At 67.2% G+C, this 19,834-nt stretch carries 22 protein-coding genes; 7 read left to right on the top strand and 15 right to left on the bottom strand.

What is annotated here, in order from left to right; translation table 11 throughout:
* Nucleotides 1-20 precede the first annotated feature (20 nt).
* Entirely contained in the window at nucleotides 21-620 is a 600-nt protein-coding gene (locus tag AC3WMA_RS21430; RefSeq protein ID WP_492287355.1) for an exopolysaccharide biosynthesis protein, read from the bottom strand.
* Nucleotides 621-738: 118 nt separating this feature from the next.
* Complete coding sequence (locus AC3WMA_RS21425) at nucleotides 739-1,008, bottom strand: usg protein (RefSeq protein ID WP_492287447.1); 270 nt, start codon at nucleotides 1,006-1,008, stop codon at nucleotides 739-741.
* 160 nt (nucleotides 1,009-1,168) lie between these two features.
* Between AC3WMA_RS21425 and bcsS the strand changes: the two genes are divergently transcribed.
* Nucleotides 1,169-1,900 (top strand): cellulose biosynthesis protein BcsS, encoded by a 732-nt coding sequence (gene bcsS / locus AC3WMA_RS21420; protein ID WP_492287354.1) that lies wholly within the window; start codon nucleotides 1,169-1,171, stop codon nucleotides 1,898-1,900.
* 9 nt (nucleotides 1,901-1,909) lie between these two features.
* Here bcsS and AC3WMA_RS21415 read toward each other — a convergent pair whose 3' ends face one another.
* From AC3WMA_RS21415 to AC3WMA_RS21370, 10 genes are all read right to left on the bottom strand, one after another.
* Nucleotides 1,910-3,511: an NTP transferase domain-containing protein gene (locus tag AC3WMA_RS21415; RefSeq protein WP_492287353.1), complete on the bottom strand. Its 1,602-nt coding sequence runs from the start codon at nucleotides 3,509-3,511 to the stop codon at nucleotides 1,910-1,912.
* Nucleotides 3,512-3,520: 9 nt separating this feature from the next.
* On the bottom strand, nucleotides 3,521-4,213 hold the full coding sequence (locus tag AC3WMA_RS21410; RefSeq protein WP_492287352.1) for an XdhC family protein: 693 nt from the start codon (nucleotides 4,211-4,213) through the stop codon (nucleotides 3,521-3,523).
* A 3-nt stretch (nucleotides 4,214-4,216) separates the two neighbouring features.
* Nucleotides 4,217-4,846 carry a LysE family translocator gene (locus AC3WMA_RS21405; RefSeq protein ID WP_454656424.1) on the bottom strand — a complete coding sequence of 210 codons (630 nt, stop codon included), beginning with the start codon at nucleotides 4,844-4,846 and terminating at the stop codon, nucleotides 4,217-4,219.
* A 1-nt stretch (nucleotide 4,847) separates the two neighbouring features.
* Nucleotides 4,848-5,171: an XdhC family protein gene (locus AC3WMA_RS21400; RefSeq protein ID WP_047574650.1), complete on the bottom strand. Its 324-nt coding sequence runs from the start codon at nucleotides 5,169-5,171 to the stop codon at nucleotides 4,848-4,850.
* Between the two features lie 197 nt (nucleotides 5,172-5,368).
* Complete coding sequence (locus AC3WMA_RS21395; RefSeq protein ID WP_492287351.1) at nucleotides 5,369-6,568, bottom strand: vWA domain-containing protein; 1,200 nt, start codon at nucleotides 6,566-6,568, stop codon at nucleotides 5,369-5,371.
* Entirely contained in the window at nucleotides 6,565-6,945 is a 381-nt protein-coding gene (locus AC3WMA_RS21390; RefSeq protein ID WP_492287350.1) for a nuclear transport factor 2 family protein, read from the bottom strand. Before AC3WMA_RS21390 ends, AC3WMA_RS21395 begins: the two co-directional genes overlap by 4 nt.
* A gap of 32 nt (nucleotides 6,946-6,977) precedes the next feature.
* On the bottom strand, nucleotides 6,978-7,892 hold the full coding sequence (locus AC3WMA_RS21385) for an AAA family ATPase (RefSeq protein ID WP_492287349.1): 915 nt from the start codon (nucleotides 7,890-7,892) through the stop codon (nucleotides 6,978-6,980).
* A 157-nt stretch (nucleotides 7,893-8,049) separates the two neighbouring features.
* Nucleotides 8,050-8,853, bottom strand: coding sequence for an FAD binding domain-containing protein (locus AC3WMA_RS21380; RefSeq protein WP_492287348.1), 804 nt, complete (start codon nucleotides 8,851-8,853; stop codon nucleotides 8,050-8,052).
* 124 nt (nucleotides 8,854-8,977) lie between these two features.
* Nucleotides 8,978-11,341 (bottom strand): xanthine dehydrogenase family protein molybdopterin-binding subunit, encoded by a 2,364-nt coding sequence (locus tag AC3WMA_RS21375; protein WP_492287347.1) that lies wholly within the window; start codon nucleotides 11,339-11,341, stop codon nucleotides 8,978-8,980.
* A gap of 96 nt (nucleotides 11,342-11,437) precedes the next feature.
* Complete coding sequence (locus AC3WMA_RS21370; RefSeq protein ID WP_492287346.1) at nucleotides 11,438-11,950, bottom strand: (2Fe-2S)-binding protein; 513 nt, start codon at nucleotides 11,948-11,950, stop codon at nucleotides 11,438-11,440.
* 288 nt (nucleotides 11,951-12,238) lie between these two features.
* Here AC3WMA_RS21370 and AC3WMA_RS21365 point away from each other — a divergent pair, with 288 nt between their 5' ends.
* Nucleotides 12,239-13,594 (top strand): methyl-accepting chemotaxis protein, encoded by a 1,356-nt coding sequence (locus tag AC3WMA_RS21365; protein WP_492287345.1) that lies wholly within the window; start codon nucleotides 12,239-12,241, stop codon nucleotides 13,592-13,594.
* A gap of 122 nt (nucleotides 13,595-13,716) precedes the next feature.
* Here AC3WMA_RS21365 and AC3WMA_RS21360 read toward each other — a convergent pair whose 3' ends face one another.
* Nucleotides 13,717-14,169 carry an SRPBCC family protein gene (locus AC3WMA_RS21360; RefSeq protein WP_199085851.1) on the bottom strand — a complete coding sequence of 151 codons (453 nt, stop codon included), beginning with the start codon at nucleotides 14,167-14,169 and terminating at the stop codon, nucleotides 13,717-13,719.
* A gap of 146 nt (nucleotides 14,170-14,315) precedes the next feature.
* Between AC3WMA_RS21360 and AC3WMA_RS21355 the strand changes: the two genes are divergently transcribed.
* Together AC3WMA_RS21355 and AC3WMA_RS21350 are read left to right on the top strand one after the other, a co-directional pair.
* Entirely contained in the window at nucleotides 14,316-15,575 is a 1,260-nt protein-coding gene (locus AC3WMA_RS21355) for an aconitase X (RefSeq protein ID WP_492287344.1), read from the top strand.
* On the top strand, nucleotides 15,566-15,976 hold the full coding sequence (locus AC3WMA_RS21350) for an aconitase X swivel domain-containing protein (RefSeq protein WP_492287343.1): 411 nt from the start codon (nucleotides 15,566-15,568) through the stop codon (nucleotides 15,974-15,976). Before AC3WMA_RS21355 ends, AC3WMA_RS21350 begins: the two co-directional genes overlap by 10 nt.
* 15 nt (nucleotides 15,977-15,991) lie before the next feature.
* Here AC3WMA_RS21350 and AC3WMA_RS21345 read toward each other — a convergent pair whose 3' ends face one another.
* Entirely contained in the window at nucleotides 15,992-16,507 is a 516-nt protein-coding gene (locus AC3WMA_RS21345; RefSeq protein ID WP_492287342.1) for a flavin reductase family protein, read from the bottom strand.
* Nucleotides 16,508-16,780: 273 nt separating this feature from the next.
* Between AC3WMA_RS21345 and AC3WMA_RS21340 the strand changes: the two genes are divergently transcribed.
* Nucleotides 16,781-17,107: a cupin domain-containing protein gene (locus tag AC3WMA_RS21340; RefSeq protein WP_492287341.1), complete on the top strand. Its 327-nt coding sequence runs from the start codon at nucleotides 16,781-16,783 to the stop codon at nucleotides 17,105-17,107.
* A 22-nt stretch (nucleotides 17,108-17,129) separates the two neighbouring features.
* Here AC3WMA_RS21340 and AC3WMA_RS21335 read toward each other — a convergent pair whose 3' ends face one another.
* Nucleotides 17,130-17,303: a hypothetical protein gene (locus AC3WMA_RS21335; RefSeq protein WP_492287340.1), complete on the bottom strand. Its 174-nt coding sequence runs from the start codon at nucleotides 17,301-17,303 to the stop codon at nucleotides 17,130-17,132.
* Between the two features lie 213 nt (nucleotides 17,304-17,516).
* Here AC3WMA_RS21335 and AC3WMA_RS21330 point away from each other — a divergent pair, with 213 nt between their 5' ends.
* Complete coding sequence (locus AC3WMA_RS21330) at nucleotides 17,517-18,440, top strand: ABC transporter permease subunit (protein ID WP_492287339.1); 924 nt, start codon at nucleotides 17,517-17,519, stop codon at nucleotides 18,438-18,440.
* Between the two features lie 4 nt (nucleotides 18,441-18,444).
* Entirely contained in the window at nucleotides 18,445-19,830 is a 1,386-nt protein-coding gene (gene livM / locus AC3WMA_RS21325) for a high-affinity branched-chain amino acid ABC transporter permease LivM (RefSeq protein ID WP_492287338.1), read from the top strand.
* Nucleotides 19,831-19,834 lie beyond the last annotated feature (4 nt).

Genomic DNA, 19,834 nt, shown 5'->3' with positions numbered 1-19,834 from the left:
GCCGGGCGCGCGGCGGACCTTCAGAAGAACAGCTCGTGGATGCCGCTGAAGATCGCGTAGGCAAAGCCCGCGCTGAGCAGCAGGCCGGCAGCACCGACCACCGCACCGATGATGATCAGTAACCCGTCCCGCTCGACAAGGCCGAGCCCGACGAGGCAGACCGCAAGCCCGAGCGGGATCTGTCCGATGAACGGCGCCGCGACGATCAGGCCGAGCGCCAGGACGAGGATCACCAGCCCCAGCACTGGGATGGCCCAGGTCCCACCCAGCATCGTCAGGCGTGGCCGCGAGAAACGCTCAAGCCAGGTCAGCGCCGGCAGTGCCCGCGCCACGGCTCGGGTGAGCTCCGGCTTGCCGATGCTGCGCTTGAGCAGTGCCTGCGGCAGCCACGGCATCCGCCGCCCGGTCAGCATCTGCACGGCGACGAAGGCGAGCACCAGGCCGCAGACCAGCGGGATCGGCGGCGGCATCGGCAGGCAGTTCGGCAGGCCGAGCAGGACGACGAGCAGGGCATAGGCCCGATCCTGCAGCGCCGCGACGATCGTGCCGACGGCAATGCGCTCCCCGGGCAGGCCAGCCAGCGCCGTCAGAAGTCCGGATGTACGCAAAGGAGATGACAAGGGAGCAGGCCGTGCCGAAGCGGAAGCGCCCGCCTAGCATGGCGGCGCACCTGCCAACAAGCGAGCCGGACGCAGGCTTTCAATGCCCCAGGCTCACGCCGGCAGGTCGGCGCAACGTTCAGTGCAGGGTGAACACGCCATTCACGTTGCGGATTTCCGCTGGCCTGATCAGGCGCGAATGCGCGACCGTAACCGAGTGAAGCGGCCCCTCCAGCTCGCGCTTCCAGAACGTCAGGAAGTCCTGAAGCACGGGAAAGCGCGGCGCCAGGTCGTATTGCTGCCAGATATAGGTTTGCAGGACGCTGAGGTGATCCGGCATCCGGTAGAGGATCGTCGCCGTGGTCAGCCCATAGCCTTCGAGTTGCCGCATGAAATCGGTCGAAACCATCGCCACCTCCCCTCCGCAACGGACTGAAAGCTTTGCCGGATAGGTCGAGCCTGCTCCCGCCTGGTTAACAAAGGCTTGCCAGCCTACTGACAAACTGCTGCAATCCTGAGGCAGGCTGCCGGACATGGCAGCCTGCGCGACGACGGTCGTGGGGGCTTGCGTGGCGTATCGGGTGGGCAAGGCCGGGCTGGCCGGGCTGGCGATGAGCTTCGCCACCGCCCCGATCTGTACTGCCAGCGCCGAGGAGGAAGAACCCGAGCGCAGCCCCCTCTCGATGGTGATCTTCGGCTCCATGGAGGCCGGGCCGACCAAGACCTTCCTCTCGGTCGGAATGAAACGCGCCCTCGGCGGCAGCCTGACCAACAGCGGCTTCCGCCTCTTCGTCAAGGCCGGCGGCGCGCAGGAAGAAACCCGCCGCAGCAAGCCGCATGGCGTGAGCTACAAGGCCGAGTCGCAGGCGCTTCTCGGTTATGAATGGCGCATCGGCGACAGCTTTCTCGCACTCTATGCCGGCTCGGATGTCGAAACCGAGCAGCGAATGGAGGCTTTCGGCCCGTCCCTCATCAGAACCCGCTACGGCGCCAGGGTGCAGGCCGACCTCTGGATCGTCCCGACACCGGGGATGATCGTCCAGGCCAACGGCTATCTTTCGACGGTCAACGGGCGTCTCTGGGCGCGCGTCGCACCGGGCTGGCAGGTGCCGGCCGGGTTCTATGTCGGGCCGGAACTCGAGGCCTATCGCGAGCGCGACTACCGCAAGCTGCGCCTCGGGCTGCACCTCACAGGCCTGCGTTTCCTCGGGCTGGAATGGCGCCTCTCCGGCGGCCTCCAGTCAACGAGCAATAGACCTTCCGAATATTACGGCACCTTCGGGCTGCACTGGCAGCGCTGACGCCCGCCCTCAACCCCGCAGCGCCCGCAGAGCCTCCGGCGTATCGACATCGATCGCGATCGCCGGGTCCTCGAACGCGACCTCGATGACACGCTCCGCGGCCTCGTCGAGCAGTCTCCGCGCCCCGCGATCGCCGCTCAGCAAGGATACGGCAGGGAAGATCGCCCGCGCGAGCAGCACAGGATTGCCGCGCTGGCCGAACAGCGTCGGCACGGCCGCCAGCGCCTCAGGCTGCCCGCGATGGGCGTCCATGAGACGCTCGATCACGGACGGCGTGACATTCGGCATGTCGCCGAGCGAGATCACCGCCGCCGGCACCTCGGACGGCAGCGCGGCGACGCCAGCCTTCAGCGAGCCGGCGAGTCCAGAGGCATAGTCGGAATTATGAACGAGCCGGACCGGCAATTCCGCCAGCGCGGTCTCGACCTCGGCGCGCTGATGGCCGGTCACCACGATGACGGGGCTCAGGCCCGCCTCGATCTGCGCCTCGACGGCATGGCGCAGGATCGGCTTGCCACGCAGCGGTTGCAGCAGCTTGTTCTCCGCGCCCATCCGCGTCGATTGCCCGGCCGCCAGCACGATCCCTGCGAGCGGCCCACTCTCGGCGGAGCCCGGAGCGCGCGGCTGCGGCCGGGAGACGATCTCCATCAGCAACCCGCCGACGCCCATCTTCTGGACGTCGCTGCGCCCGACGGGAACACCGGCGAGATAACGCTGCAACACCCAGTCGAAGCTGTTCTCCTTGGGCGAGCGGGCGCAGCCCGGAGCGCCGATCACCGGCTTGCCGGCGATGCGGCCGAGCATCAGCAGATTGCCGGGATCGACCGGCATGCCGAGATGCTCGACCTCGCCGCCGGCCTCCACCAGCGCCTGCGGGATCACGTCACGCCGATCGGTGATAGCGGAGGCGCCGAAGACGACGATGATATCCGCCTCTCCCGCTGCCTGTTCGGCGATGGCGGCAGCCAATGGCTCGGCCTCATGCGGCACGCGCTTATCCGCCGCCAGCACCGCTTCCGCCGGCTCCAGCCGGTCACGCATGATCCGAAGCGTCTTGTCGACCACGCTCGGCTTCAGCCCCGGCAGCAGCGTCGAAATCACCGCGACATTTGACCGACGATAGGGCGCGACCGAGACCGGCGCCGCCCTGCCGAACGCGGCGAGCGCCTGTTCCACCAGCGCTTGCGGCACCGCATAGGGGATGATCTTCACGGTGGCGACGAGCTCGCCCGCAACGACCGCCTTGAGCGCCGGCAAGGTCGCGACGGTGATCGCCTCGTCCACTGCATTGAAGGCGTCGATCGCCGCGACATCGATGCGCAGCACGCCCGCCTGCGTGGCGAACAGATTGACCCGCCCGGTGAAGGGCGCCTCCGCCACGATCGCCTCGCCGACCATCCGCTCGGCCAGTCGCGCCGCCGCGGCGTTCTCGTCGATATCGCCCGGCTCCAGCCGGACCGCGACGATTTCGGTGACGCCGGCCGCTGCAAGCTTCGCGGCCAGCTCCGCTGTGACGGTCGCGCCCTTCTTCACGATGGTTCCGTCGGCGCGGATGGTATGCGCCGCGATGCTGCCGACGGCGTCGGCGATGGCGACCGGTCCGAATTTCATGCTCGATCCTCAGGCCGGCTTGCGGCGCGGGCCGCGCAGCGTCTGGACGATCTCGGCCAGGATCGCGAGCGCGATCTCGGCCGGCGAGACCGCACCAATATCGAGCCCGATCGGCGCATGGATGCGGTCCGTCGCGGCAGCGTCGAAGCCCGCCTCCGCCAAGCGCTCCAGCCGCCGACCATGCGTCTTCCGGCTGCCCAGCGCACCGACATAGAAGCAATCGGAGCGCAGGGCCGCGACGAGGCCGGGATCGTCGATCTTCGGATCATGGGTCAGCGCGACGAAGGCGGTATAGGCATCGAGCCCGATCCGACCGATCGCCTCCTCCGGCCATTCGGCGAGCAGCGTCACCTCCGGAAAGCGCTCGGGCGTGGCGAAGGCGGTGCGCGGATCGATCACCACGAGATCGAGATCGAGCGCCCGCGCCATCGGCGCCATCGCCTGCGAGATATGGACGGCGCCGGTCACCACCACACGCGGATGCGGAGCCTGCACGGTCAGGAAATAGGATGTCCCCTCCGCCTCGACCATCCCGCTCTTGCCGGAGCGCAATTGCCGCTCCAGCACGTCCGCCAGCGGATCGCCGGCGATCGCGGCCTGCTTCACCAGCCTTTGCGTGCCACTGGCGAGGTCGCTGACCAGCACGGCCGCGCGGCGTGCCTGCCGCTCGGCGTTGAGCGCGGCGAGGATTGAAAGCTCCACCGCTCAGCCCCTGTCCGTCGCGAGCTTGAGACCGAGCGCGATCATCAGCGAGCCGCCGATCCAGCGCCCGAAGGCGAAGCTCGCCTTGGTCTTCTTCATCGCGCCGACGACGAGCGAGGCGCCGAAGACGGTGACGAGGTCGGCCGAGGAGAAGGCGAAATTCACGATCGTGCCGAGGATCAGGAACTGCACCCAGACCGGTAGCGCAGCGGCGGGATCGACGAACTGCGGCAGCAGCGCGATGAAGAACAGCGCGACCTTGGGGTTCAGGATCTCGACGATGAAGGAATCGAGCAGCGCGCGCTTCACCGTCTTGGGCGGCGCGACCGGCTGATCGGGCGAGCCCATGCGCGAGCGGATCATGCCGATGCCGATCCAGATCAGGTAGAGCGCACCGGCGATCTTCACGGCCATGTAGAGTTCCGGCACGTGCTTGAATACCGCTGAAAGCCCGAAGGCGGCGGCGAAGACATGCAGGTAGCAGCCGAGATGGATGCCGAGCATCGCCATCAGGCCGGCCTTGCGGCCATGGCTGATCGTCTGGGCGGCGGTGTAGAGCAGTGCCGGCCCCGGAAAATAGGCGACGAGGATCGTCACCGTCGCGAAGGCGACGAGGGTTTCCCAGGAGGCCATCTCAGTTCACCTTCTCGACATAGACCTTGATGCGCCCTCCGCACGAAAGCCCGACCTGCCAGGCGGTCTCGTCGGCGACACCGAATTCCAGCATCCGCGCCTTGCCGTCGGCGATGACATCGGCGGCCTCGGCCACCACGGCGCCCTCGACGCAGCCGCCCGAGACCGAGCCGAGGAAATTCCCCTCCCCGTCGATGACGAGATGCGAGCCAACGGGGCGCGGCGCCGAGCCCCAGGTCTCGACCACGGTCGCGATGGCAACGCCGCGTCCGCCGCGCGCCCAGTCCTCGGCAGCGCGCAGGATGTCGGTTTCGGTGCTGATCATGGTCGGAGGACCTTGTTGGCTCGCAGGGGAACGCGACCGGCCCCCTCTCCCCCTGCGGGAGAGGGTTGGGGTGAGGGGTCGCGCGACGCTTCTCGATATGTCGAGAGACCCCTCATCCGTCTCGGCTTCGCCGAGCCACCTTCTCCCGCAAGGGGAGAAGGGAGGCGCGCGGGACGGCATTATACAGACATCATGCCTCAACCGGCCTTCTTCAACCACAGGCGCGGATCGCTCTCCCGCCCTGCATCCAGCGAAAGCGCCGCGCAAAGATCGGCCATCGCCGCAAGGTTGTGGATCGGCCGGAACGAGTCGACATGGGGCAGCATTGCCCGGATGCCGCTCGCCCGCGCCGCGAAGGCATCGTAGCGCAGCAGCGGATTGAGCCAGACGAGCTGCCGGCAGGAGCGGTGCAGGCGGTCCATCTCGAAGCCGAGGCTGTCGTCGAGATGCCGCTCCAGCCCGTCGGTGAAGAGCAGGACGATCGCCCCGCCCGCCAGCACGCGCCGCGACCAGATCCGGTTGAAATCATGCAGGGCGGTCGCGATGCGCGTGCCACCCTCCCAGTCCGGAGCGGCCTTGCCGGCGAGCGCCAATGCCTCGTCGGGATCGCGCGCCCGCAGCATCCGCGTGACATTGGTCAGGCGCGTGCCGAACACGAATGAATGCACGCGCCGGCGCTTCTCGGTCAGCGCGTGCAGGAAATGCAGGAAGATGCGGGAATACTCCGCCATCGAGCCGGAGATATCGACCAGCGCCACAATTGGCGGATGCACCTCGCGCCGCTCGCGGAAAGCGAGATCGATCGAGCCGCCGCCGCCGCGCAGCGACTGACGGAAGGTCCGGCGCGGATCGATACGCGTGCCGCGATGCGCCGCCCGGAAACGCCGCGTCACGATGCTGTCATCGGGCAGCCGGAGCTCGGCGATCAGTTGCTTGGCCCGCGCGATCTCGGCCGCGCTCATCTGGGCGAAATCGCGCGATTTCAGCATCTCGCGATCGGAGACGGTCAGCCGCGCCGTCAGCTCGGTCAGCTCCTTCGGCGGCTCGTCCTCGCGCGGCGGTGGCGCGAAGGCCTCCGCCACTCTGAGCGCCCCGGCCTCGGCCTTCTCCGGCTGGCTGTCGGCGCGGGGCGAGACCGGCGACATCTGCGCCATGATCTTCTCGATCAGGTTGCGCCGGCGCCAGAACAGCCGGAAGGCCTGATCGTAGACGGGTGAATCCTCATGCTTCTTCACGAAGATCGCGTGCAGCGCCCAGTAGACATCGTCGCGCCCGCCGAGCGCACCGCCTTCCAGAGCCGAGATCGCCTCGACCACGGCGCCCGGCCCGACCGGCAGCCCCGCCGCGCGCAAGGCGCGAGCGAAATAGGCGACGTTCTCGGCGAGCTTGCCGCTCACGCGCCTCGCGTCTCCGTCATGAAGACCTTCTGGACGATCTGCCAGCGGCTCTCGATCTTCAGGAGCGAGAGCAGGTCGGTGAAATAGCGCGGCGGCATCTGGCACTTCACCTTGACCAGCGCCAGCGTCGGCCCGACGAGATCGATGGTCAGGATATGGTCGTCGCGCTGCAACCCGGCCGCCTGCGGCGCCGGCCGGTTGCGCACGGCGTCGAGCCAGGCATCGCGCGTCACGATCTGGATCGCGCCGTCGTCGCGCGCCGTGGTCAGCGCGCTCGTCGGATGGAAGACATGGGCGAGCTTCTCGGCATCGCCCTCATAGAGCCCATCGAGATAGGTCCGGACCGTCGCCTCGACGGCCTTGATGTCGGCGTTCATGGCAGCACCCTCTCGCTTCGCGGCGCGGGAAACTAGCGCCCCGCCTCCGCCTTGGCCCGATCCAGAAGCTCCTTCACCTGCGAGCCCTGCATCGCCTGGATATCGTCCTGATACTTCAAGAGCGCCCCCAGCGTATCCGAAACGATGGCCGGATCGAGCGCGACCGCGTCGAGCTCGACCAGGGCCGTCGCCCAGTCCAGCGTCTCGGCGACGCCCGGCGCCTTGAACAGCTCCTCCTTGCGGATCGCCTGCACGAAGGCAACGAGCTGCTTCGAGAGCTTGGCCGGCGCATCCGGCACTTTCGCCTTCAGGATCGCCAGCTCGCGCACGGCATCGGGATAGCCGACCCAGTGATAGAGGCAGCGGCGCTTCAGCGCGTCGTGGATCTCGCGGGTGCGGTTCGAGGTCAGGATCACGATCGGCGGCTCGGCCGCCCGGATCGTGCCGAGCTCGGGGATGGTCACCTGCGCATCGGCCAGAACCTCGAGCAGGAAGGCCTCGAAGGCCTCGTCGGTGCGGTCGAGCTCGTCGATGAGCAGGATCGGCGCCCCACCCTCCTGCGGCTCCAGCGCCTGCAGCAGCGGCCGCTTCACCAGATATTTCTCGGAGAAGATGTCGCCTTCCAGCCGCTCGCGATCGTCAGCGGCGCCGCCAGCCTCCGCCAGCCGGATCGCCATCATCTGCCCCGCATAGTTCCACTCGTAGACGGCGGAGGCTAGGTCGAGTCCCTCATAGCATTGCAAACGGATCAATCGGCGGCCGAGCCCTGCCGCCAGCACCTTGGCGATCTCGGTCTTGCCGGTGCCGGCCTCGCCCTCCAGCAGCAGTGGCCGCTTCATCCGGAGCGCCAGGAACAGCACCGTCGCGAGCGCGCGGTCGGCGACATAGCCTTGGCCCTGCAGGAGCGCGAGCGTGGCGTCGATCGAGGAAGGCAGCGGCAGGGTCATAGGTACTCGCGTCATTCCGGGGCGACCGCAAAGCGGTCGAGCCCGGAATCCATAACCGCCGACGGAGCCAATGACGAGCACCGACAGCGGTTATGGATCCCGGGCTCTTCGCTTCGCTCGCCCCGGGATGACACCGGTGGCGAGACCAATCGCACGCTTACTTCCCCGTCGCCTGCGCGACGGCCTGCTTGGCCATCACGCCGATGAGATGAGCGCGGTACTCGGCATCGGCATGGATGTCGCCGTTGATGCCCTTGGCGGTGTGCTTCAGCCCATCCAGCGATTTCGGCGCGAAGCGCGCCTTGAGCGCGGCCTCGGCCTCCGGCCAGCGGAAGACGCCGCCCTCACCCGCGCCGGTCACCGTGACGCGGATATCGCTGCCGCGCTTGGCGACGAAGACGCCGACCATCGCATAGCGCGAGGCCGGGTTGCGGAACTTGGCATAGCCCGCCTTCGAGACCAGCGGGAACGAGACCTTGGTGATGATCTCGCCTTCGTCCAGCGCGGTTTCGTAAAGCCCGGTGAAAAACTCCTCCGCCGTCAGCTTGCGCTGGTTGGTGACGACGGTCGCGCCGAGCGCCAGCAGCGCCGCCGGATAATCCGCCGCCGGATCGTTATTGGCGACCGAACCGCCGATCGTGCCGCGATGGCGCACATGCGGATCGCCAATACTGCCGGCGAGGAAGGCGAGCGCGGGGATCGCCTCCTGCACCTCGGCAGAGGATGCGACTTCGGCATGGGTCGTCATCGCGCCGATGACGATGTTGCGGCCCTTGCGATTGATGCCCTTGAGATCGGCGCAGGCACCGAGATCGACCAGCGCGGTCGGAGACGCCAGCCGCTGCTTCATCGTCGGCAGCAGGGTGTGGCCGCCGGCGAGGAGCTTGGCGTCCTCCTTCTTGGCGAGCAGCGTCGCCGCCTGCCGGGCGCTGGTGGGCTTGTGATAGGTGAAAGCGTACATGATGGGTCTCCGCTCTGTTCGGGAACCGTCATGCTCGGGCTTGACCCGAGCATCTCGTCCAGGAAAGCGCTATGGCGCCTCACCGCGATGAGATGGTCGGGTCAAGCCCGACCATGACGGAAAATCATTCGGCTGCCATACGATTCACGCTCTTCTGCGCCGCGCGCCACACTGCCTGTGGCGTCGCCGGCATCGCGATGTCCTCATGGCCGAGCGCGTCGGTGATGGCGTTGATGACGGCGGGCGGCGAGGCGATGGCGCCGGCCTCGCCGCAGCCCTTGATCCCAAGCGGGTTCGACGGGCACGGCGTCACCGTCATGCCGACATCGAAGGACGGCAGGTCGTCGGCCCGCGGCATGGTGTAATCCATGAAGCTCGCGGTCACGAGCTGGCCGTCGCTGTTGTAGCGCGCGCCTTCCAGCAGCGCCTGGCCGACGCCCTGGGCGATGCCGCCATGGACCTGCCCCTCGACGATCATCGGGTTGATGACATTGCCGAAATCGTCGACGGCGGCCCAGCGCTCGATCTTCGTGACGCCGGTCTCGGGATCGATCTCGACCTCGCAGATATGGACGCCGGCCGGGAAGGTGAAGTTGGTCGGATCGTAGAACGCCCCCTCCTTCAGCCCCGGCTCCAGCTCCTGCCCGTTGAACTTGTGCGCGACATAGGCCTGCAGGGCGCAGGAGCCGAAATCGAGCTTGCGGTCGGTGCCCTTCACCGAGAAATGCCCGTCCGCGAAATCGATATCGGCCTCATCGGCCTCCAGCACGTGGGCGGCGACCTTCTTGCCCTTGGCGATCACCTTGTCGATCGCCTTGAAGATCGCGGACATGCCGACCGCGCCGGAGCGCGAGCCGTAGGTGCCCATACCCATCTGCACCTTGTCGGTATCGCCATGGATGATCGAGACATTGTCGATGGGGATGCCGAGCCGGTCGCTGACCAACTGGGCAAAAGTCGTCTCATGGCCCTGGCCGTGGCTATGCGAGCCGGTGAGCACCTCGACCGTGCCGACCGGATTGACCCGGACCTCGGCCGATTCCCACAAGCCTACACCCGCGCCGAGCGAGCCGACCGCAGCCGACGGCGCGATGCCGCAAGCCTCGATATAGGAGGAGAAGCCGATGCCGCGCAGCTTGCCGGCCCGCGCCGAGTCGCGCTTGCGCTTGCCCAGCCCCTTGTAGTCGATCATCTCCAGCGCCTTCTTCAGCGAGGCGCCGTAGTTGCCCGCATCGTACATCATGATGACCGGCGTCTGGTGCGGGAACTTCTTGATGTAGTTCAGCATCCGGAACTTGGCCGGGTCCTTGCCGAGCTGGCGGGCCGTGACCTCGATCAGCCGCTCGACCACGAAGGTCGCCTCCGGCCGCCCCGCGCCGCGATAGGCGTCGACCGGGGCAGTGTTGGTGTAGACCGCGTCGACCTCGCAATAGATCGCCGGGATGTCGTACTGCCCCGACAAGAGCGGCGCGTAGAGATAGGTCGGCACCGACGAGGAAAAAGTCGAGAGATAGGCGCCGAGATTGGCGGTGGTCTTGACCCGCATGGCGAGGATCTTGCCCTCGGCATCGGTCGCGAGTTCCGCATGAGTGACATGGTCGCGGCCATGCGCGTCGGAGAGAAAGGCTTCGGTACGATCCGCCGTCCATTTCACCGGCCGCCCGACTTTCTTCGCCGCCCAGACGCAGACCGTCTCCTCGGCATAGATGAAGATCTTCGAGCCGAAGCCGCCGCCGACATCCGGCGCGATCACGCGCAGCTTGTTCTCCGGCGCGATGCCGATGAAGGCCGAGAGCACGAGCCGCGCCACATGCGGGTTCTGGCTGGTCGTGTAGAGCGTGAAGATGCCGTCACCCGCATCGTAGTCGCCGACGGCAGCCCGCGGCTCCATCGCGTTCGGCACGAGCCGGTTGTTGACGAGGTCGAGCTTGGTGACGTGCTTGGCGGCCCTGAAGGCCTTCTCGGTCGCGTCCTTGTCGCCGAGATGCCAGTTGAACACGCTGTTGTCGGGCGCCTCGTCATGGACCACGGTCTTGGCGCCGATCGCCTTGGCGGTGTCGACCACCGCCGGCAGCTCCTGATAATCGACCGCGATCGCCTCGGCCGCGTCGCGCGCCTGCGCCAGCGTCTCCGCCACAACAACGGCGACATGGTCGCCGACATAGCGCACCTTACCCTGCGCCAGCGCCGGATGCGGGCCGGCGCGCATCGGCGAGCCGTCCTTGTTGTGGATCATCCAGCCGCAGATCAAACCGCCGATCTTGTCGGTGGCGAGATCGTCTCCGGTGAAGATGCCGAGCACGCCCGGCATGCCGGCAGCGGCTTTCGTGTCGATCGACTTGATCTTCGCATGCGCATGCGGCGAGCGCAGGAAATAGGCATGGGCCTGGCCCGGCCGGTTGACGTCGTCGGTATAGCGGCCCTGGCCGGTGATGAAGCGGTGATCTTCCTTGCGGCGGACTGCGGCGCCGATTCCGGTGGCGGACATGGTGTTCCCTCCTCGCACGGCACCTCTGGCGGGCGCCTCATTGCCTGGAACGCAAGACAGACGGGAAACGCGCGCCGTTCGGCGCGGGCAGATGCCTCACTCGGCAGCGCGGCGGGGAGCTTCGCGGTCCTTCGATGATCCGCCGGCCATGGCCTCGGCCCCGGCGGCGATCGCCTTGACGATGTTGTGGTAGCCGGTGCAGCGGCAGATATTGCCGTCGAGATCCTCGCGGATCGTCTTCTCGTCGAGATCGTGGCCGCGGCGGTTCACCATGTCGACGGCGGACATGATCATGCCCGGCGTGCAGAAGCCGCATTGCAGCCCGTGATGCTCGCGGAAGGCTTCCTGCATCGGGTGCAGCTTGTCGCCTGCCGCGAGCCCCTCGATCGTCGTCACGGAAGCGCCGTCCACGGAGACGGCAAGCGTCGTGCAGGATTTCACCGCCTTGCCGTCGAGATGCACGAGACAAGCACCGCACTGGCTGGTGTCGCAGCCGACATGGGTTCCGGTCAGCCGCAGGTTCTCTCGCAGGAACTGCACCAGAAGGGTGCGCGGATCGATAGTGGCGGTGACGGCTTTGCCGTTCACCGTCAGCGAAACAGTGGCCATGAGCATATCTCCTGTGACCCGTCTCTGACGCCGATCCGTCCCCTCCCCGGGACTGGACCGTGCTGAAACCCAGGGAGTGGCCGGCCTCATCAGGCAGGCTTTCCTTGGAACAGCTCAAAAATGAATGTGGACCCGCGTTTTTCCGGGGTCAAGCGGGACGACGCGCTCCCAAAGCCCTGATTTTCGCCGAATTCCGGGAGATTTCGCCGCCCCGGTCTTCCCGTGGCGCATATTGGCGAAATCTTAATGAGCCCCTGTCAGGCTCTTCCGCGTGGCAGGCCTTCCCGCATGAGCGACTTCGTGCCTCTGATCATGGACCAGATCCAGCGTCGCCTGAGGGCGATCGGCTATGGGGAGGTGCAGCGCGAGCGCTTGCAGCGCTACCGGCCGCTCGTCGACCGGCTGATCGAGGGACTGGTCCAGGCCGATTTCGATCGGGCCTTCATCATCCACCCGCCGCTGCGCGATACGGTCCTCCCCGTTGCCGAGGCCCTCTACCCGGCTGAGGCGGCCCATTTCCGCCTGCTGTTCGTCGGCGCCTTCGACGCGACTTACCTCGACTCGATGGATCGGCTTTGCCAGCTCGAGCGGCAGGCCAATGTCCGCACCCGCGCCCGCGCCTCTATCGCCTTCTCGCTGGTGAGGGAGATCTGCCTGGCGAGCCGCAAGCGCTCGCTCGTCTCGCCCGCGAAATTCGCCGAGGACCTCTTCATCATCGAGCGAATCCTGACCTATGACGTCAACACGGCGATGACGATCAGTCAGGAGGTCGAGGCGAGCGACGCCCGCCGCCGCGTCGCCACGCTCGACGAGGCCGCGGTCAAGCTCAAGACCCGCATCGCCAATCTCGACGGCACGATCAGCGATGCCGTCGAGCAATTCGTCGCAACGGCCGACGAAACCGGGCGGACCACCAGCTTCATCAAGGACACCGTCGGGAAGGTCGCCAGCGCCTCGGTCATCGTGCGCGAGAAATCGCTCCAGACCGCGGCCGCGACCGAGGAGATGTCGGCCAACATCGCCGATATCGGCCAGCGCGCCCGGCAGAGCCTGTCGATCACGCATCAGGCCGTGCTCGATGCCGGCGAGATGAACGAGGCGGTCGTACGCCTGCGGGAAGCCACCGGCAGCATCGGCAAGGTCGTCGGCATGATCGCCGATATCGCCGCCCAGACCAATCTGCTCGCCCTCAACGCCACGATCGAGGCCGCCCGCGCCGGTGAGGCCGGGCGCGGATTCGCCGTCGTCGCCGCCGAGGTGAAGTCGCTGGCGACCCAGACAGCGAGCGCGACGCAGGATATCGCCGGCCAGATCGCCGAGCTTGCGGCCAGCGCAGAGGCTTGCGGCACTCACGCCGCCGCCATCGCCGCGACGGTCGATGCCATCCGCCTCGATTCCGAGGCGATCTCGGAAGCCGTCACCCAGCAGAGCAAGGTCACCGCCTCGATCGCGCACGACGCCGCCATGGTCGCGGATAGCTCGGACGCGGCGATCGAGAGCGCGAATGCCGTCAATGGCAGCCTCGACATGACCCAGACCGCGCTGGAGCGGGCCAATGCCGCCGCCGCCGATATCGCGCTTCAGGTCGGCGCAGCAGAAGCGGCCGTGACCCAGGCTCTGGCAGCGCTGCGCGAAGCCTCCTGAGACGTTACGCCGTCATTCTCGGGCGAAGCGAAGCGCAGACCCGAGAATCTCATGCAGGATAAAAAGCCCTTTTGGGCCTGAGATGCTTGGGTCAAGCCCGAGCATGACGAGCATGGAATTGCTCAGCCCTCGCTGACCGCCTTGGCGAAATTGGCGAAGAATTCGTCGGCCAACTTCTTCGAGACCGAATCGATCAAGCGCGAGCCCAACTGCATCAGCTTGCCGCCGACCTGCGCCTCGACCTCGTAGCGCAGCAGGGTCTGGCCGCCCTCCGCGTCGCTCAAGTGAACACGCGCGCCGCCCTTGGCGAAGCCCGCGATGCCGCCCTCGCCTTCGCCGGAGATGCGGTAGCCGTTCGGCGGATCGAGCTCGCTGAGCTCGACCTTGCCCTTGAAGGTCGCTTTCACCGGCCCGAGCTTGACCTTCACCACCGCCGAGAGATGCGTGTCGTCGTCCATGGTGAGCTGCTCACAGCCGGGGATGCAGGCCTTCAGCACCTCCGGGTCATTCAGCTTGGCCCAGACCACGTCCTTGGCCGCCGGCAATGTCGCCTCGCCATTCATCGTCATCGCCATGGCGTGTCTCCCGTATCAGGTCACCGCGACACGGACGATTGCGGCCGGCGCGGTTCGAAGGTTATCCAGTTCCTATCCATGGTCGCAAAGCCACCGCCTGCACAAGAGGCGCCCGGCATGGAGCTTGCGCCCATCCGGGAGAACCGATGCTGGAACTCACCCAAGACGAACGCGCGATCGCCGGCGGCGCTTCCGGAGAAGGCGCGGCCATGGCGATGCGGATCGTGGCCGAGGCCGCCCGCCTGATGGGCGCGCCGCGCCTGATCCCTGTCGCCTCCGCCCATATCGACGGCGCGCTCTACCATGGCGATTCCGGCACGCTCTTCGCCGAGAAGCTGGTCGCAGGCGGCGCGCGCGTCGGCGTACGCGCCAGCCTGAATGTCGGCTCGCTAGCTCCCGCCGGCTGCGCCGCGATCCGCTTGCCGCCGCATGAGCGCGACATGGCCCGGCGCATGATGCGCGCCTATGAGGCAATGGGCTGCGAGCCGAGCTGGACCTGCGCGCCCTATCAGGCCGGGCATCGCCCGGCGCTGGGCAGCGACGTAGCCTGGGGCGAATCCAACGCGGTCGTGTTCTGCAATTCCGTACTCGGCGCCAGGACCAACCGCTATGGCGATTTCCTCGACATCGCCTGCGCCATCGCCGGCCGCGCGCCGGATTACGGCCTGCACCGCCCCGAGAATCGGATCGCGACCCTGCTGATTGATGTCGGCAGCCTCTCCCGCGAACTCCGCTCCTCCGACGTGTTCTATCCCGTGCTCGGCACGATCCTTGGCCGCCGGGCCGGCAGCGACGTCGCGGTCATCGAAGGCCTGCAGGGCTGCACCAGTGAGGATCGGCTCAAGGCACTCGGCGCGGCGGCAGCCTCGGCCGGCGGCGTCGGGCTGTTTCATGTCGCGGGCGTGACGCCCGAGGCTCCGGACGCTGCGACCGCTCTGGGTGGTATTGCACCACGCGAGACGATCACCCTGACGCCGAACGATATCGCCACCGCCCTCGCCCGCCTCTCGACGGCCGGGCCGACCGACCGCGTCGATGCCGTCGCCATCGGCTCGCCGCATCTCTCGCTGGCCGAGATCGACGAACTCGAAGGCCTCATGGCCGGGCGCCAGCTGAGGGTGCCGCTCTACGCCAATACCGGCCGCCATGTCATTGGCCCGCTTGAAGCGCAAGGCCGGCGCGCAGCACTGGAAGCGGCGGGCGTGGTCTTCGTGGTCGATACCTGCGTCGTCGTCACCCCGATTCTGCCCGAGCTGGAAGGCGCGGTGCTGATGACCAATTCCGGCAAGTTCGCTCATTACGCGCCGGGCAATACCGGCTACGCCGTGACCTATGGCTCGCTCTCGGAATGCGTCGAGAGCGCCATTGCCGGCCGGCTCGTCAGGGAAACCCGCGTATGGAGCTGAAGGCGGAAATCCTCCTGCCTGGCGACGCCGTCACCGGCGCTTGCCTGGCCCTCACCGCCCCGATCAGCTTCTGGGGCGGTGTCGATCCGGCGAGTGGCGCGATCATCGATGCCCGCCATCCCGAGCGGGGACAGAACATCGCCGGCCGCATCCTCGCCTTGCCCGGCACGATCGGCTCGTCCTCGGCCTCGGCGGTGCTGCTGGAGCTGGTCCATGCCGGCAAGGCGCCGGCTGCGCTCCTGATGGATGCGCCGGACGCCATCCTCCTGCTCGGCCTCGTCGTCGCCCGCGAGATGGGTTGGCCGACGCCGCCGGCCTTCCGCTTGCCGGCGGTCGATCAGAAGGGACTCGCCGACCGCGGAATCGCGATCTCGGCAGAAGGGCTGATCACCGTCGTTTGAGGCGGAAAGCGCGTTCTAGACTGCGCTGAAGCGGCGATGCCGATAGATCAGCCCCGCCCCGCGCCCGGCGCCGCCGAGGCCGACGACCTCGCCGATCACGATGCGGTGGCTGGCGACGTCATGCGTCGCGACCAGCCGGCAATCGAAGGCCGAGATCGCGTCGAGCAGGATCGGCGCCCCGGTGGCGAGTGTTCCCCAGCGAGCGGTCGCGAAGCGCGCCTCGCCCTCGACACCCCGCCGGCTGGCGAAAATCTCCGCGAGTTCGACAAGCTGCTCCGGCAAGGTGTTGATGCAGAACGCCCCGCTAGCCTCGATCGCGGCCAGCGTACGGCTGCCCCGCGCGATGCAGGCGAGCACGGTCGGCGGCGAATCGGAAACGGAAGCGATGGCTGTCGCGGTCAGCCCGATGCGCCCGCCCGGCCCGTCGGTGGTCACCACATGCACGGCGCTCGCGACCTGCGCCATGGCATCGCGGAAGACATGGGGCTCCGGGTGGTCCAGCGGCGGCAGAGGGTGGACGGTCTTCGTCATCGGCTCGATCGGTTCACTGTCCCGCATCCGGCGGAACAGCTGTCCATGTAGAGATTCAGGGCTGCCGGCGCCAGCCACCGCAAGCCGAGGCATGGCGCCGGCTATAGCGGCAGCCCCGCTCCATCCGCTAACGGCCCGGCGCAACCGGGGGGCCGCGCCCGGTGGCTTGATCTCGCGAAGGCGATCGCTCACGCTCGACCGATATCGGCTGCCAGCGGCCGGGCCGGAGCCTGATCCGATGCCGGCGCGCGGCGTCCGATCGAGGAGATTCCGATGGCCTTCACCTGCACGATTCCCGCCACGCCCACCGTCCAGCAGGACGACGCGACGATCCGGATCACCCGCTGGGATTTCGAGCCCGGCGCCGTGACCGGCTGGCACGAGCATGGCTGGCCCTATTTCGTCGTCATGCTCGTGGCGGGCACGCTGCGCATCCATAACGGCACCGATGTCACCGACGTGCCGCTGGCGCAGGGCCAGGCCTATATGCGCCCGGCCGGCATCCGCCACGACGTCATGAACGGTTCCGATCACCCGATCGCCTTCGTCGAGATCGAGGTGAAGCAGCCCGACGCCCTCAAGGAACTCACGTTGCCGTGACGGCGGCAGCCACACGGCAGCCCTAGCCGGCACTGCCGAGGCCCGACGCGACGCGGTGCCGGTCCATGCATTTTTCCAATCCGACGATCAGCTTTTCGTATTCGTCTTTCGGATGATCCGCCTGCAAGCGCATGACAGGCCGCTGTCGCCGCGATGGCAGGAAATGCCGTTCGCTCAAGTTTTCCCAGCTCGCCACGCAATCATCATGCGCAGAATGCCCGCCACCCCGCAGAGTATTCTGCACATTTTCGCGCCGTTTGGTTCGTAATTGCTTTTGACAGAAATTTGGCGCGGAGCGATTGTCCCCGGCACGAGCCGTTGGTAGCTCTGCATAGAAATCGCATCCCGCATGCGCCGGTGTCATGCCGGTGACGAGAACGGGAGCTGGTTCGAGGGGTCGGCGTTTTTCATGGAAGTCTTCCTGCAGCAGCTCATCAACGGGCTGACACTGGGATCGATCTACGGTCTCATCGCCATCGGCTACACGATGGTGTTCGGCATCATCGGCATGGTGAACTTCGCCCACGGCGACATTTTCATGCTCTCCGCCTTCATCGCGCTGATCTTCTTCATGCTGATCACCGCGGTGGTCGGCACCGGCGCCGGCATGGTCATGCTGGCGCTGGTCGTGGTGCTGGGGCTGGCGATGTTCTTCACCTCGCTGTGGAATTGGACGATCGAGCGCGTCGCCTACCGGCCGCTGCGCGGCTCCTTCCGCCTCGCGCCCCTGATCTCGGCGATCGGCATGTCGATCTTCCTGATGAACTTCGTGCAGGTCGTGCAGGGCCCGCGCAACAAGTCGATTCCGCCGCTGCTCAACAAGTCGATCACCCTGATCGAGAGCACGACCTATTCGGTCCAGATCTCCTACAAGCAGATCGTCATCATCCTGACGACGGCGGTGCTGCTCGCGGCCTTCTGGTACATCGTGCAGAAGACGCCGCTCGGCCGGGCCCAGCGCGCCTGCGAGCAGGACCGCAAGATGGCGGCCCTCCTCGGCATCGATGTCGACCGCACGATCTCGATCACCTTCATCATGGGCGCGGCGCTCGCGGCGGTGGCCGGCGTGATGTACCTCGTGCTCTACGGCGTCGTGAACTTCGCCGACGGCTTCACGCCCGGCGTCAAGGCCTTCACGGCCGCGGTGCTCGGCGGCATCGGCTCGCTGCCCGGCGCGGTCATCGGGGGCCTGCTGATCGGCCTGATCGAGGTGATGTGGTCGGCCTATTTCACCATCGACTACAAGGACGTCGCCGCCTTCACGATCCTGGCGATCGTGCTGGTCTTCATGCCCTCCGGCCTGCTCGGGCGGCCGGAAGTCGAGAAGGTCTGACGCCATGGCGAACAACCCGACCGCAAACCCGGCCGCTCCCGGCCGCGACCTGAAGGCGGCCTTCAAGGAGGCCGGCTTCGCCGCCCTCGTCACGCTCGGCCTCTGCATCCCGATCATCGCCTGGGGCACGCGCCAGAACCTGGACAACGTCCTGGTGCTCGACCCACGCTGGGATGCCGTCGCCTGGGCCGTCGCCATCGTCTTCGTCGGCCGCTTCCTGGTCGCGCTGCGCAAGCAGGGCCAGCAGGAGGGCAAGGCCACGGTGCGCATCCTGCCGCACGGCACCGTCGCCTTCTTCCAGCGCCATTCCCGCATCTTCTCGCTGTTCGGGCTGGGCTTCCTCGTCACCTTCCCGGTGATCGCGATCGGGCTCGCCGGCTGGGGCGGCGCGCTGAAATGGATCGACAATTTCGGCGTCCAGATCCTGATCTACGTCATGCTCGGCTGGGGCCTGAACATCGTCGTCGGCCTCGCCGGCCTGCTCGACCTCGGCTATGTCGCCTTCTACGCCGTCGGCGCCTATTCCTACGCGCTTCTGGCCAAGAATTTCGGCCTGTCCTTCTGGCTGCTGCTGCCGCTGGCCGGCATCCTCGCCGCCTTCTGGGGCATGCTGCTCGGCTTCCCGGTGTTGCGTCTGCGCGGCGACTATCTCGCCATCGTGACGCTGGCCTTCGGCGAGATCATCCGCCTCGTCCTGATCAACTGGACCGAGTTCTCGAACGGCTATGCCGGCATCTCCGGCATCCCGCGCCCGACCTTCTTCGGCATCCCCTTCACGGCGGCGGATAATGGCTTCGCCGCCGTCTTCGGGCTGGAATTCTCACCGATCTACCGAACGATCTTCCTCTACTACCTCATCCTCTGCCTCGCACTGCTGACCGCCGTCGTCACGCTGCGCCTGCGCCGCCTGCCCGTCGGGCGCGCCTGGGAAGCCCTGCGCGAGGACGAGATCGCCTGCCGCTCGCTCGGCATCAACACCACCAACACCAAGCTCACCGCGTTCTCGATCGGCGCCATGTTTGGCGGCTTCGCCGGCGCCTTCTTCTCGGCGCGGCAGGGCTTCATCTCGCCTGAATCCTTCGTCTTCATGGAATCGGCGGTGATCCTCGCCATCGTCGTGCTCGGCGGCATGGGCTCGCTCTGGGGCTGCGCCATCGCGGCGATCGCGATGATCGGCGGCACCGAGCTCCTGCGCGAGCTCGAATGGATGAAGCAGATCTTCGGCAACGACTTCGACCCGACGAAGTACCGCATGCTGATCTTCGGCTTCGCCATGGTGGTGATCATGATCTGGAAGCCGCGCGGCCTGATCTCGATCCGCGAGCCCACCGCCTTCCTCAAGGAGAAGAAGGCGATCTCCTCCGATCTCGTCCAGGAGGGGCACGGCTGATGGC

This window comes from Allobosea sp. FW305-C-101 (assembly GCF_058783685.1).
Note: the sequence above shows the minus strand (reverse complement) of the source record. Positions and strands in the feature narration are given on the sequence as shown.